The following is a 14,431-nucleotide window of genomic DNA, read 5'->3' on the forward strand; positions in this document are numbered from 1 at the left end:
TTTTTCAAATTTACCTTGCATCGGCAAGGTTTTTTATGCCTATGAGGTGTGTATGGCAAATAATAACCGTGTCGAAGTGCATGTTGGTGCTAAAACTTCCGAGTTAAAGGAAGGTATGCAAGATGCAGAAAAAATAGTTTCAGATTCCGCCAAGAAAATTGAAAATACTACTAAAGGTGTGAACTTTAAGTTTAATCTTTCGGGCATTAAACGCCAATTTGATGAAGTTTCAAAATCAATTGCAGACGAGTTTAATAAACAGATTGGGGATGCTTTAAGTGGGTCACGATTAGGTTCTGCTTTTGATGGTATTACTTCCAAATTAGGAGCTCTTCGTGGTGGTGCATTAGTTGCGGCTGGAGCAGTTGCAGGACTGGCAGTGGGTGGGACCATAGCAGCTACTGCAGGCTTAGCAACATTAGCAATTGAAGTGGCTAATAACAATGTTGAACTTGCGAGATTCTCAGCCTTAGCAAATACCTCGATACAGTCATTTCAGGGATTATCTGGCGCGGCACAAACATTAGGTTTTTCACAAGAAAAACTCTCAGACATGATGAAAGACTTCAATGAAAAGATTGGTGAATTTGCATCAGTAGGATCTGGTGGGGCTAAAGACTTTTTTGAGCAAATCGCCGTTAAAACGGAGTCTGGCGCTGAGGGGGCAAAAAAGCTCGCTGAAGAAATGTCCAAGATGGATGGTGTGGAAGCCTTACAGACTTATGTAGATAAGCTGGAAGAAGCTGGAGTCAACCAGCAGCAAATGTCTTTCTATCTTGAGAGCATGGGCTCGGATCTCACTGGATTAATTCCGATATTGCAAGATGGCGGTAAGCTTTGGAAGGAATACCAGTCTGCTATGGAAGAAGCAGGGATTATTACTGGTGAAGAGGCAATTCAAAAATCCATTGAATTAAAGGCTCAAACTGAAGTACTTCAAATGCAGTACACCGGCTTAAAAAATCAATTGGCTCAAGCAGTGATGCCAGCTTTAAGCGGTGTAATTAGTCATTTTATGAATGGCACGACAAAAGGTGGAGCATTTACCGGAGTTATTCAGACATTAGGCTCAGTTGCCAAGGGCGTGGCAGTCGTTATTGTTGGGCTTGGAGCTGGATTACAAAATCTTGTGCGATTAATGTCTGGTGTTATGAGTAACCTAAGGACTATTGGAAGTACTGCCGTAAACTTTGTAAATGCGGATGGGATCTTGGCTAAAGGTAAGGCTCTGGCTGGTGGCGTTAAGGCAATCTGGACTGAAACCAAAGATACTGTGGTTGATATTGCTGGTACCACCAAAGTCGCAATTAATTCAGCTTCTAATATCTTTAGTGGAACACCTTCTTTTGATCGTTTAACTCAGGCAAAGATTGACATACAGAATGCACAATTAGGTGCTAGAGGTGGCAGTAAAGGGGTTACTTCTGGTATCGGACAAAATAAGGCACTCAATCCTGATGGTGGTAAATCAGAGAAGGCAAAGCAGGGTAAGTCCGATGCTGTACGACAAGCAGAGCAGGCAGCTAAAGCACTTGCGGATATTCGGTATAAATATGCATCCGAAGAAAAGAAGGTCGCTTTAGATCTGCAAAAGGCACTAGATGAAATTGAAAAATCTAAGATGACTGCCGATGAAAAAGCTGCTGCAAAAGTCAAAGCTGAAAAAGATGCATCCGACAAGATTATTGCTATCCGTTTAAAAGAGTTTGAGGAATACAAAAAAGCTCGTGAAGAACAGATCGACAATTATCAACAGCAAGCACAACGACTTTATGAAATCGAAGCTGCACGGATCCAAGCTGAATTTGATGCCAAGAAAATTTCAAATGTCCGTAAAGTTCAATTGGAAAAACAGCTAGAAGATCAGTTACGCGAAATTAAGCGGCAAGGTCTTTTAGAGCGTTTGGCTTTGGAAAATGAGCAGACCAACATTATTGGCAAACAAGGTAATCAAAACCAAATCACTAATAATATTTCTGATTTAGAGACTGATCAGAAAGTTGCTGACACTAAGTCTATGGGCTTAATCAGTGATGCGGAAATGAAAGACTTTGAAGCTAAGTTCGGTGGGTTTACTTCTCGACTTTCTAACCTTTGGGATCAGGGCATTCAGTCTCTTATGAATGGTACCTTGACTTGGAGTAATGCAACTAAAGCAGTTCTGGCTGACATGGGGCAATTTGCCTTGCAAACAGCTACTAAAGAGTTGCAAGGATGGCTAAGAATCCAAGCCATTAAGTTGGCTCGTAAACTTGGTTTCGTTGGTGCTGAAACAGCGGCCGAGGCTTCCGGCCAAGCGGCTCAAACGGGAGCAACGATCGCAGGTGAGGCAACACGTACCAGTGTTACAGCTGCGGGTGGTTTAGCTCGATTGGGATTAAAAGCAGCTGAAGCTATCAAAGGCATCATGATGTCCGCTTGGGAAGCAATGGCCGGAGCTTTTAAAGCGATGGTCGCAATTCCGTATGTCGGTCCAATTTTAGCCGTTGGTGCTGGTGCGGCTGCTTTTGGTTTGGTTGCTGGTCTTGCGGGCAAGATCAAATCTGCTCGAGGCGGTTACGACATTCCATCTGGTGTAAACCCTATGACGCAATTGCACGAAGAAGAAATGGTATTGCCGAAACAGCATGCCAATACCATTCGTGCCTTAGGTAAATCTATGGCTAATGCTGGGTTTGCTGATCCTGCTTCTGCATCTGGTGGTGATTCGTATCACTTTAATCTTGGATTTGTAGACACCAAAGGTGCTGATCGATGGCTGAAGAAAAACGGTAAAGCTGTAGCAAACAGCTTGAAAGGCTATAACCGCAATTTTGGTAAATAAGGAGGATTCATGTCAGACGTATTGTTTCCTGAACTGCCGGGTTTAGAGTGGGATCTCACCAAAACCCCGATGTTCAATACCAAGATCATGCAGTCCGTAAACGGCCGCGAGCTACGGGCCAGTTATCAGGCGGTACCCAAGTATCAAATCAGCATGTCCTTTGCCTTTCTTCGTGAAAGCAAAGGACGCAAGGAATTACAGCAGCTTGAGGGGTTTTTTCTTGAACGCCGTGGCTCATTTGATTCATTTCTTTTCAAGATGCCTGAGGATAATGAATTTCAGTGCACATTCATTGGCGATGGTGTTCAAACGTCATTCCAGCTTTATAAGCAGATCAATACCACTCAGATCCCTTTACAACATACCCAAGCGGAACAGAGTGAAGATCCGTTGATGTGGAGTGAGAATGCATCAAAACCGATGTGGTCAGATCCTGAAAGTCAAATGTGGTTACTTCAATTCGGTATTACTACAAATGGTTTGCTGCAGATGCCTATTCAATTGGCCGCGGGTGAATCCATTACGATCAGTGGCACCTATTATTATCGCTGCCGCTTTGCAGATGATGAACAGCAGTACACCAATTTTATGAGCAAACTCTGGAAAGCTGGAAAAGTTGAAATGGTAGGCTCACTGGGGAATAAAGTATGAGAGCAGCTTCGGAAAAACTGATCGCGTTACTTGATGCAAATCAGTTCGTGATGGCGGATCTATATACGATCACGACGATCCAGAATGATATCTATAGATACACCAATTATGACTTTGATCTCATTGTTGCGGGTGAACTTTATCATTCTGATGGTCCCATCATTAGTCGGGATGGCATCACATTATCATTGGGTGTAGAAGTGGATAATTTATCTATAACAATTGATGTTACAGATAAACAAACTTTTGAAAGTTTGCGTATTGTCCAAGCCTTTCACAATGGTCAGATGGACGGTGCACGTTTCAAGCTTGAACGTATTTTCATGGATGCCAATACACCTACCGATACCAGCGCGGGAACCATTAAGCTGTTTGAAGGCCGGATTATTGAACCTGAGTTTGATCGCAATACGATACAGGCCAGTGTCGCATCAGATCTGGATGAACTGAATGTGCAGATGCCACGTAATTTATACCAACCGAGCTGCAGCAATACACTGTTTGATCACGCCTGTGGTTTGAATCGTGAAAATTATGCGCTTGAAACTACGATTGCTGCTGGCAGTACTGCATCGCGGATCCTGTGTGATATCAACCAGCCGCAGGGCTGGTTCACGCAAGGGGTGATTGAGTTTTTAGAAGGTGGAAACAAAGGGCTTAAACGAACGATTCGTTTGCATGAGCTTGATGTGCTGCTTCTTACATTGCCATTACTTGAAAATCCTGAGGTGGGGCAGAGAATCAAGGTTTATCCGGGTTGCGACAAGCGTCTGGAAACTTGCCAGAACCGCTTCAATAACTTTTCCCGTTTCCGCGGCGCGCCTTTTATACCAATCCCTGAAACATCCGTTTAATCAAATTTAACTTTCTAAGCCTCGCATTCGCGGGGTTTTTTGTTCTTGAGGGTAACCCAATGACTGTACCGAGCGATTACGATTTTATCGGGAACACTATCACCGAATCACAGTTTAAAAATGCATTAACCGTTTTGCTCAATCATATTCGTCAAATGTCACTTGATTTAGTCGAGGCGCAAGGTGGCAACTATAGCTATGCAACAATGGCCTTATTTGATGCAGATAAAATAAATGTACCTGCTAATTCTACCGTACGTATTGCTCGGGGAGACGATGCAGGGCTTTATGTTTGGGATGGCGCAAATTTAACAAAAGTAGAAACCTCGAATAATCCTTATACAATTTCCTCAACCCCAGATGACTTATTCATCATTTCAGATGCTTTGGATAATGTTTTATTCTCAATTGGAAGAGATGGAACGGTAAGAGGTTCATTTGATCTTTCAAATATTGATTTGAATATCGAATCTACAAGTGAGGTTGGTGGAGACACGGTTCTTGCAGTTTCCGATAATACAGGAAACATGCTTGCCTCTTTGAATTCTAAAGGTGAGTGGTATTTCACAAAAATCATAGCAGATGAAGTAGTTACTCCTTTCGGTAGCAGCTCGGAATCATCAGACGAAGTGATCGAGCAAACCGAAATCGCCATCCCTGAATTGAGTTTTTACAGGATCGATTTCACTATGGTGGGCCAGCCGCCTACCGATTTAGGCGAGACAACTGTATCGGGTGTGTGTTCGTTTAGTGACCCATCTAACTCTCAGACATTTTTCAAATCAAACATGGAAGTAACGGTCCAAGGTCAAGGGTCAGCATACGACTATAAGAAAAACTACACATTGGATCTTTTTAATTCAGATATGGAATCGCTCAAGGTCAAAGTAGGTAGCATGATCGCCACTGACTCTTTTCACTTAAAGGGATTCTACAGGGACCCTACCCATTTCCGCGACCAAGGTGGCTACAGATTTTGGAATAGCCTTGTAAGAAAACTGGATTATCCTTACTGCAAAGTAAATAATATTATTTATCAAGCAAATACTGATAGGAAAGCAGATGCAGAATACACAGCTGATGCAAAGTACTATCCTCACGGAATACCTTGTGTTGTCTATTTAAATAATCAGTTTTATGGTCTATATACCTTAAGATTAAAGAAAACTAGACAAAATTACGCACTTAACAATGCTGATTTGAACCATATCTTTTTAGATAGTGCAACATATGATGCACACTTGAGTCAAAGTTTTGATCCACATGACTGGGAAATAAAGTCTCCTAAAATGTCAGGATATGAAGACCAAGGGCCTGTACCCAGTAAATTTGCTGCGGTACAAACCTCGATCGAAAGACTTTTCAACTTTACTAAGGACTTAGATAGTAATTATCAAAACCACGCTTCTGTTTTGGTTTTACCTCACTGGTTGATATTTTACATCTTTGCTGAATTAGTTGGGCATTGGGATATCAATGGCAATAACTACAATATCATGACATGGGACAATATCCATTGGTCTATTCTGCCTTACGATTTGGACTGGACTTTAAACTGGTTTACTGGCGAAAACGCGGGAGCCACTCAAACAGGTTTCATTGTCAGTGGTGATATCTGGCCTAGATTTAGACAAGTATATCTGCCTCAAATCCGTGAGCTTTACACAAAGTTAAGAAAAAGCGGAGACATATCTACATATGCGGTAGTTAAGCATTATGTGGAAGTAGCCCGAAATATCCCCAGAGACATCTATTCGAAAGATAAAGCCAAATGGGGGGTAACACCGATCTTCGGCAATAGTAATTATCCAGATCTAGAGCAGGCATATAGGTATATCGATGCCAGAATCAACTACCTAGATACGGTATGGTTAATCAATTAATCAGGTGAGATATGTCAAATACTCTTTTACTTAAAACAGACGGATCTATCAATACTAGATCTAAAGTATTCCCTAAATTAGGCAAGTGCAATATTGCGATTTATCGCAGAACTAACGGAGCCGACGAGGTTGAACTCTGGACATGGGGCCTTTCACATGCTGAAAACCCTATCACCATAAACGGAGGCAAATTCGTCGCATGGGCCGCAAATGTTCCAGATAGACTGGTAGTTCCAGAGAACCCTATCGCGATTGATACTACTGAGTTAACTTTACCTAGCCAAATAGTATGTTATTTTAAAATAAAAATCGATGATGGTCTGAAAAGTTGTCAGTTGATGTTCAACAATTATCTTACCGATACATCTCTCTGTGGCGGAAACAAACCAGATCAGATGAAGATCGATTACTCTAGAAGACCGTATACTATTAACGGTATGGCTAAGATGTTTTGGAACCAATTTGTGGCATATGATTTATCAGACTGGGACATGTCTGACGTAGTATATGCCGTAAGTATGTTTCATAATTCTCCTAATTTCAATCAGGATTTGAGCTTGTGGGATGTTAGGAAAATAACTGAGTTTTCTTCTATGTTTCAAGGGACTCCATTCAATCAGCCCCTAAATTCATGGGTAACGGAATCAGCCGTTGCATTTGCAGGGATGTTCGCGAATTGTGTTGATTTCAACCAGCCTTTGGATAAATGGAATACCTCTAAGGTATCTGATTTTTCATCTATGTTCGGCTGGGCCAAGTCTTTTAATCAGCCTATTGGCAACTGGGACACGTCTTCTGCCACAAATATATCGTATATGTTCGAAAACGCCCATGCGTTTAATCAGGACCTGAACGACTGGAATGTTCAAAAGGTCGAATACATGGATGGCTTATTCAAGTACGCTAAGTCGTTTAATCAGCCACTAAGTAACTGGGATACAAGATCTGTTGTGACGGCTAGTCAAATGTTCATGGGGGCTGAATCCTTCAATCAGACCATCGAGAACCTCAACTTCTCTAAATGCACAGCATTAAGGATGTTCATGCACCAAGCCAAGTCGTTCAATAAGCCAGTGGCAGCTTTGGATGTATCTGTGTGTACGGATCTTGCGCAGTTCTTTGAAGAAGCTTTGTCATTTAATCAGCCTGTGGAATCATGGAACGTGTCTGCGTGTTTGGACATGTGGAGAATGTTTGCATATGCAACGGCGTTTGATCAGCCACTAGCAGCATGGTGTCCTAAGTTCAACGTAGAGGTATCTTTGGATTCTTTCATGGAGGGTAAGGCATATAGAACATCCTATTATGATGATTTCTTGAACGCTTTATGGCTAGATGTAAATACGACAAGAAGAAACCAGTGGGCATCAAGAATTAAACCTAGATTATTGGGCATGGGTTTATCAAAATATTCTTCTGTATCTTCGAGTGCTAGAGCAAATTTAGTAAGTGCAGGTTGGACAATTACAGATGGAGGACAAGTATAATGACTGATTATACAATTACAGATGGGCAGTTCTACAAAGTTTTAGATAAAGACACTGGTGCTGTCATCACAATGGGTGAGCTATCTGACACAAATACACTTTCGACAATTCACAACGTCGAGTTCATTTCAGAAGAGCAGTACGAAGCTGAGCGCCCGAAGCCTGAAGCGTTGTCTGAAACCAAGATGATATAAAAGGCCGCATTTAGCGGTTTTTTTATTACCAAAATTTAGGGGAGTCTATGCAGAAAAACCAGCTCGCTGTTCAAGAAGCTCTGACTTGGCTCGGCACCCCATATCACCACCAAGGCCGTGTCAAAGGCGTGGGTGTGGATTGCGGTACGCTGATCTGTGAGGTCTATGAAAAAGTTGGGCTCATGGACCATTTAGATCCGCGTCCGTATCCGCCAGACTGGCATATGCATCAGATGGGTGAGCGCTATCTTGAGCATATCAGGAGTGTCTGCTTTGAAGTGGACGGGCCACCAGAGCCGGGGGATATTGTGCTTTATAAAATTGGCAAATGTGTCAGCCATGGCGCAATTGTCGTTGAATGGCCAACAATCATTCATTCATATATCCATCTGGGAGTCATTCTTCAAGATGGTACCAAAGGAAGTTTAGCCCGGCGAATCGCCGGGTTTTTTCGTATGAAGAGGCTGAAAAAATAATGGGTGGAATCTTTGGTAGTACAACAATCAGTACATCAGACAACCGCATCAACTCTATGCGTGTTCAGCAATCTGCATATGGACTATGCCAGCCACTGGTCTACGGCAAAAACCGGTTGGCTGCGAATATGTTCTGGTATGGCGATTTCTCATCGACTGCGCATACTACGACAACCAAGTCGGGAGGAAAAGGGGGTAAGACAAAAACTAGTAATACTACTTACACTTATAATGCCTCATTGATGCTTGGTTTATGTGAAACCAAAATTAAAGATATTGGAATAATCTGGCGTGACAAAGAGCAAATTGTTCCGAAGACTGTGAACGGCGTTCAGTTGAAACCGATTGATCAGATTGGCTTTGAACTCTTCAATGGTGATAAAAATCAAGTCTGGGGCTATCTCGCATCAAAACATCCTGATCAGGCAGTCCATTATCCATATTTGGGATATGTTGCTTGTGCAAATTACGATTTAGGCGGAAATGCTAGCCTTTCAAATCATAATTTTGAAGTGATTAGTGAAATCACATTTTCAGACACAATTCATGATGCGAATCCTGCAGATGTAATTGAAGATCTAATCACCCATCCGCGCTACGGTGCAGCTCCTACTTTGAATATGGCAGATTTATCCGAGTTTCGAAGTTACTGTACAGCTACAGGTCTTTTTATAAGTCTTGCATTGACAGAGCAACGAGCCGCGCATGAAATTATCAATGAAATTATTGAAGCAGTTAATTGTGCTGTTGTCCCTAGTCCTGATGGCTTAAAAATACGTTCTTTTGGTGATACTGCAGTATCTGGGAATGGAGTGACTTTTATTCCTAATCTGGTACCTGCTTATCACTTAACAGATGATGACTTTATTGGAAAGGATCAACCTGTTCGCGTTCGCCGTAGCAGAGATACTGATGCATTCAATCACACTCAGATCGAGTATGTTAATCGTTTCAATCAATACAATACCGAGACTGTTGAAGCGAAGGACCAAGCAAATATAGAGATGTTCGGATTACGCACTCAGGATCCGGTTAAATATGATTTTTTCTGTGAGCCGAAGATTGCTCGTCATGCTGTACAGTTGCTTCTCCAGCGTAAGCTTTATGTACGAAATGAATATGAGTTCGATCTTGGTTGGAAGTACTGCAGATTAGAACCCATGGATATCGTAACCCTGACAGATAAATCGCTTGGTTTAGATCGTTTTCCTGTGCGTATTATACGTATTGAAGAAGATGGAGACGGATTACTCACGGTCACAGCTGAAGAACTTGCTGTAGGTTCGCGTTCAGCAGTTGAATATGACCTTCAGTCATCTAACGGATATCAAGGAGGAAATGAAGAACCGGGTAATGTAAATGCGCCTGTAATCTTTGAGCCACCACTCGATCTGACAGATGGTAAAAATCAAGTTTGGATTGCAGCTTCTGGAGGAAGAAATTGGGGGGGATGTAACGTATGGGCCAGTTTAGACAATACTACTTATGAAATGATTGGCACAATTTATGGATCAGCTAGATATGGAACTTTGACAGAATCTATTGATTTAGATGATACAACTATGCAGGTTCAATTAAATACATCTAGCCAAATATTTGGCGGTACGTTAGAAGATGCTCAATTAAATACCACGCTTTGCAGAGTTGGGGATGAATATATTTCTTATATTGATGCTACTTTAAATGGAGCGGGATTATATACACTCAGTGGAGTTTTACGTGGACGCTTTGATGATATTCAACACCACAATGGTGGGGAGTCATTTGTACGTATAGACAAAGCTATTTTTCAACATGAGTTCAATTCAAATCTTATTGATAAAACCATTTATTTTAAGTTCACTAGTTTCAATGGACTGCAACAAAAAGAGCAGACTCTTGATGAGGTGACTGCCTATAGCCATACAATAAATGGAGGACGCCCACCAAGCGTAAAGGGATTATCACTTCAGTCACCATTTGTTGGTACGTCATTTAAAGTTCAATGGCAAGGCGCTGCTGGTGCACTTGCTTATATAGTTCAGATACTTTCTGGAGGTACATTAATAAGAACTGTCGAAACAACTGGCACAGATTACACATATTCACTGAGTGAAGCGAAAGTAGATGGAGTGCAACGTGCTTATACGATACGCGTTGCTAGCAAAACTGAAAATGGCGCAAGTGCATTTACGGATTTGAATATTAGTAATCCAGTACCTCCAGCACTAGCTGATGTTTATACCTCCTCTACATCTACATCAATTACAGTGACATGGATACCGAGTGAAGTTCCTGACTTGAAAGATTATCAAGTTTGGATCAGTAAGAATTCAAACTTTGATCCTGAAACTTTAGCCGCAAGTTGGACTGGTACCGAGAATGCATGCACGATCGAAAACTTAGACTCTACTACCACATATTATGTTCGTGTTGCTGCAAGAGATGTATGGAAGTCAACTGCATGGAACTATTCAGCCAAAATATCTCAATCCACACTTGAAGCCTAACATTAACAGCATACAGCACCATAAGGTGCTTTTTTATTATCTAAAAATATCTGGAGATATAAATGGAACCAGTCTCAACAAGCGGTTTTACAGCACTATTAAAATTTTATGGAGTTGCAATTGTGGTGGCTTTAGCGGTCGGCTTGGTTGCAGCAGTTGTATTGATGATACGAATGCCACGCTCACCACAAGAGTGGGCAGTTGGTTTGATTTGTACGGTCGTATCAAGTCTCGCTGGCGGCTCATTCATTATTGTGAAGTGGGGGCTTCATGAATGGGTTACTGATGTGTGGGGGATGATTGCACTTGGTGGGTTTTTCTTTGTATGTGGATTACCCGGTTGGGCTTTGGTCCGTTGGATCTTTAACTTTATCGATAAACAGGAAGGGAAAACGATTGTTGAAGTGATTAAAGAGTTTAAGAAAGCCAGAAAAGACATTGAAAACAGTTAGTGCCGCCTTCGGGCGGTTTTTTTATATCTAAAGGAAACTGAGATGAACATTGAACAATATCTTGAAGAATTGATTAAGCGTGAGGGCGGGTACGTATATAACCCAGCAGATCGCGGCGGTGCAACTAAGTATGGAATTACTGAAGCAGTTGCTCGAGCAAATGGATTCAAAGGTAATATGCGAGATTTACCTCTGGATGTGGCCAAAGCAATTTACCGCAAAAACTATTGGACAGCTCCACGATTTGACCAAGTAAATACTGTTAGTCCCATGGTGGCAGAAGAGCTCTTAGATACTGGGGTAAATTGCGGTACCGGATTTGCAAAACCACTTTTACAGCGTGCTTTAAATTTGCTGAATAACCAAGGTAAAGCAGGTTGGTCTGACTTATCAGTAGATGGGGTTTATGGTCCAGCTACTTTAAATGCTCTCAAAAATTATTTAAATAAACGTGGCAAAGAAGGCGAAAAGGTCTTGGTGCGCGTGTTAAATATTATGCAGGGCCAGCGTTACATTGAAATCTGTGAACGTAATCCAACGCAAGAGCAATTCTTTTATGGTTGGATTGCTAATCGAGTAGCGATTTAATTATTGTTTATTAAACAGCTCTCGGATGAGGGCTGTTTAATATGGTTAGATTAATTAGCTTTGACAAATTCTATTAAAGAATCACAAAAATTATCGCACTCTATAAGATGCTTATCTACTAATAATATAAATTTTGGACTATATTCAATATACACATTCTGTGTTGCACTTTTAAGTTTTACAATATTTCCAAACGAATTAACTAAGGCACGAGCTTTACTTAAAAAATCATCATGTTTCTTGCGATTATTTTTTTTGTGACATTTTTTCAGAAGAAGATTAAAGAACTCTAATTGTTCCTGAAAACTTTCATTATTTTTTACGAAAGTATCAAATATTTTTGAAATTTCACTGTTTATCATGTGATTGTTGAGTTCTGAATTATCTAGTAAAATTCTAATATGTCTTAATTGAACTTTTGTTTGTAAAATAGAATTGATTAATTCTGATGCAGAATTTGATTCAATAATTTTATTATGTTGATCTTTCCAATCATTAAATAGTGATATTGCAATTAAAGCTGCAAACAGTGTAGCTCCAATTGAAAATATATCCTTAATAAAAGAAATATTAATTTCTTCTCCATAAAAAGATTTTAACATTACTGTTAGCATAAAGCATATAGAAACTACTATTGCAAAAATGCATATTGCATTAACTACATTGTCATTATTTATTCGCATAATACACTTATCAAAAAATTATTTACTAATAATCAATAATTCATCCCAAGTAAAGGGGTTTTTACTCAATTTATCTCTGCTCATCGACCAAGTTCGACCAGGTATATAACAAGGACCCACTCCAATCTTTTTCTTACCGAATTTGGTATGCACGTTCTCAAGTGCTCTCATCAATTGTTCCTTCTTTTCTATCGTTTCAAAATCTGTAAGTAGGTCATAAGTATGGCCAGACTTTGGTTCTAAACATGTCAGCACTACACCGCACTTCTTATATTTAATTCCTTCTTTGTAGATATCGTTTAACATCCTCGTAGCTGCTTTGACAAAATCTACTGCACAGTCAGTCGGTTCTGAAAAAGAGCCTGTAATAGATTTATTGTAAAAAGGCACATTCGGATCGAAAGGATTTGACTGTACAAAAGCAATCATGCATCCGCAAAGTAAATCCTCATCTCTTAAGCGTTTACATGCATCTTGGGCATACATCGATATAGCTTCTTTTAGATCTGTTAGTTCAGTTACACGACCGCCAAAAGACCGGCTTGCAACTATTTGTTTTTTTGAGGGTGGGGTGTGCTCGATCTCAATGCATGAGATACCTTGCAGTTCGTAAATGGTTCTGGCCATGACGATAGAAAAACGTTTTTGCATCTCGCGTGGTTCAGCACATGCAAGGTCTAAAACAGTGTTGATACCCATACCTTGCAATTTTTTCGCATGCTTACGGCCAACGCCCCAAACTTCTGAAACATCAATTTGAGCAAAGTAGTATTCTTTGTTACAAGGATCCATATTCACCAAATCGCAAACGCTGTTAAAGCCGAGGTTTTTCTTTGCAATATGATTTGCGATCTTTGCTTCTGTTTTACTTCTACCAATACCTACACAGACAGGTAAACCCAGCCATTTCCATATTTGCTGGCGCATTTGTTGCCCGACTTTTTCTAAATCAAAATTCTTTTCATAAGCTGAGAAATCAACAAAGCACTCATCAATCGAGTACGGTTCAACTTCTTCTGCAGTTACGTAAGACGCAAGGATGGAATGAAAGCGCCGTGACATTTCTGCATATATTGCATAGTTGCTTGAAAGAACGATTACGTTATGTTGCTGAACAATGTCTTTAATTTGAAAAAGCGGCACACCCATTTTTATATTTAAGGATTTTGCCTCGTTACTACGCGCCACGGCGCACCCATCGTTATTTGATAAAACAATAACCGGTCTATCATTCAAAGACGGATCAAAGACTCGCTCACATGAAACGTACATGTTATTTACATCGATGAGAAAAAATACTTTGTTCTCATGTTTCATGACTTAATGCCGTGTCATTTTAATGATATGAGTGACAACGCCCCAGATAATCAGTTCTTGGCCGTCCGCTAAATAAATATTTTTATATTCAGGATTTTCAGCTTTAAGCCATTGACCTTTTTCATCGATCATTAAACGTTTAACTGTGAATTCATTGTCAATTAGTGCAATAACGATATCGCCGTGCTTTGCATCAAGACTACGATCCACAATCAATTCATCATCAATATCTATACCCGCATTGAGCATTGATAGTGATGCAACTTTGACAATAAACGTTGAAGTTGCATTTTTGATTAAGTGCTCATTCATATCGAGCGCTTTATCGATGTAATCTTGAGCCGGAGAGGGGAAACCTGCATTGATTTTTTCTAATGCATAAGGGACAAGCAGATGAGTTGATGGTACAACTTGTTTGATAGATAAGGCCTCAGATAAAACAATACTTTGTGTGATGTACGGTTTTATCTGGATAATGGATGGTACAATTTCGCTCATAGAATATCCTCCAACTTGAATCTGTAACATATTCA

Annotated in this window: 13 protein-coding genes; 10 read left to right on the top strand and 3 right to left on the bottom strand. The window is 40.5% G+C overall.

The features are described from left to right. The first annotated feature begins 52 nt into the window (after nucleotides 1–52). The 10 genes from MKL33_RS18675 to MKL33_RS18720 all read left to right on the top strand — a co-directional run bounded on the left by MKL33_RS18675 (nucleotide 53) and on the right by MKL33_RS18720 (nucleotide 11,898). The gene (locus MKL33_RS18675; RefSeq protein WP_270907514.1) at nucleotides 53–2,824 is read left to right on the top strand and encodes a phage tail protein; all 2,772 of its coding nucleotides are present in this window, start codon (nucleotides 53–55) and stop codon (nucleotides 2,822–2,824) included. A gap of 9 nt (nucleotides 2,825–2,833) precedes the next feature. Further along, nucleotides 2,834–3,475, top strand: a complete 642-nt coding sequence (locus MKL33_RS18680) for a DUF2460 domain-containing protein (RefSeq protein WP_270907515.1) — start codon at nucleotides 2,834–2,836, stop codon at nucleotides 3,473–3,475. Beyond that, a complete protein-coding gene (locus MKL33_RS18685; RefSeq protein WP_140953671.1) occupies nucleotides 3,472–4,329 on the top strand; it encodes a DUF2163 domain-containing protein in 858 nt (285 codons plus the stop codon). The genes MKL33_RS18680 and MKL33_RS18685 overlap by 4 nt, the downstream gene beginning before the upstream one ends. A gap of 59 nt (nucleotides 4,330–4,388) precedes the next feature. Beyond that, a complete protein-coding gene (locus MKL33_RS18690; protein WP_000217928.1) occupies nucleotides 4,389–6,212 on the top strand; it encodes a CotH kinase family protein in 1,824 nt (607 codons plus the stop codon). A gap of 11 nt (nucleotides 6,213–6,223) precedes the next feature. Beyond that, nucleotides 6,224–7,699: a BspA family leucine-rich repeat surface protein gene (locus MKL33_RS18695; protein ID WP_119062752.1), complete on the top strand. Its 1,476-nt coding sequence runs from the start codon at nucleotides 6,224–6,226 to the stop codon at nucleotides 7,697–7,699. Continuing rightward, a complete protein-coding gene (locus MKL33_RS18700) occupies nucleotides 7,699–7,893 on the top strand; it encodes a hypothetical protein (protein WP_000133296.1) in 195 nt (64 codons plus the stop codon). The genes MKL33_RS18695 and MKL33_RS18700 overlap by 1 nt, the downstream gene beginning before the upstream one ends. A 47-nt stretch (nucleotides 7,894–7,940) precedes the next feature. After that, nucleotides 7,941–8,369 carry an NlpC/P60 family protein gene (locus MKL33_RS18705; RefSeq protein WP_001171474.1) on the top strand — a complete coding sequence of 143 codons (429 nt, stop codon included), beginning with the start codon at nucleotides 7,941–7,943 and terminating at the stop codon, nucleotides 8,367–8,369. Further along, nucleotides 8,369–10,858: a phage tail protein gene (locus tag MKL33_RS18710; protein WP_270907516.1), complete on the top strand. Its 2,490-nt coding sequence runs from the start codon at nucleotides 8,369–8,371 to the stop codon at nucleotides 10,856–10,858. Before MKL33_RS18705 ends, MKL33_RS18710 begins: the two co-directional genes overlap by 1 nt. Nucleotides 10,859–10,920: 62 nt before the next feature. Beyond that, a complete protein-coding gene (locus tag MKL33_RS18715; RefSeq protein WP_033854426.1) occupies nucleotides 10,921–11,310 on the top strand; it encodes a hypothetical protein in 390 nt (129 codons plus the stop codon). A gap of 42 nt (nucleotides 11,311–11,352) precedes the next feature. Then, nucleotides 11,353–11,898: a glycoside hydrolase family 108 protein gene (locus tag MKL33_RS18720; RefSeq protein ID WP_033854425.1), complete on the top strand. Its 546-nt coding sequence runs from the start codon at nucleotides 11,353–11,355 to the stop codon at nucleotides 11,896–11,898. A 50-nt stretch (nucleotides 11,899–11,948) separates the two neighbouring features. Here the strand turns inward: MKL33_RS18720 and MKL33_RS18725 are convergent, their stop codons facing one another. The 3 genes from MKL33_RS18725 to MKL33_RS18735 all read right to left on the bottom strand — a co-directional run bounded on the left by MKL33_RS18725 (nucleotide 11,949) and on the right by MKL33_RS18735 (nucleotide 14,396). Next, nucleotides 11,949–12,500, bottom strand: a complete 552-nt coding sequence (locus tag MKL33_RS18725) for a hypothetical protein (protein WP_227500901.1) — start codon at nucleotides 12,498–12,500, stop codon at nucleotides 11,949–11,951. Between the two features lie 99 nt (nucleotides 12,501–12,599). Beyond that, a complete protein-coding gene (locus tag MKL33_RS18730; RefSeq protein ID WP_100290326.1) occupies nucleotides 12,600–13,898 on the bottom strand; it encodes a Y-family DNA polymerase in 1,299 nt (432 codons plus the stop codon). Nucleotides 13,899–13,901: 3 nt separating this feature from the next. Continuing rightward, on the bottom strand, nucleotides 13,902–14,396 hold the full coding sequence (locus MKL33_RS18735) for a LexA family protein (protein ID WP_033854423.1): 495 nt from the start codon (nucleotides 14,394–14,396) through the stop codon (nucleotides 13,902–13,904). Nucleotides 14,397–14,431 lie beyond the last annotated feature (35 nt).

Source organism: Acinetobacter sp. AOR43_HL (assembly GCF_027854635.1).
In the GTDB taxonomy this organism is placed as follows: domain Bacteria; phylum Pseudomonadota; class Gammaproteobacteria; order Pseudomonadales; family Moraxellaceae; genus Acinetobacter; species Acinetobacter pittii.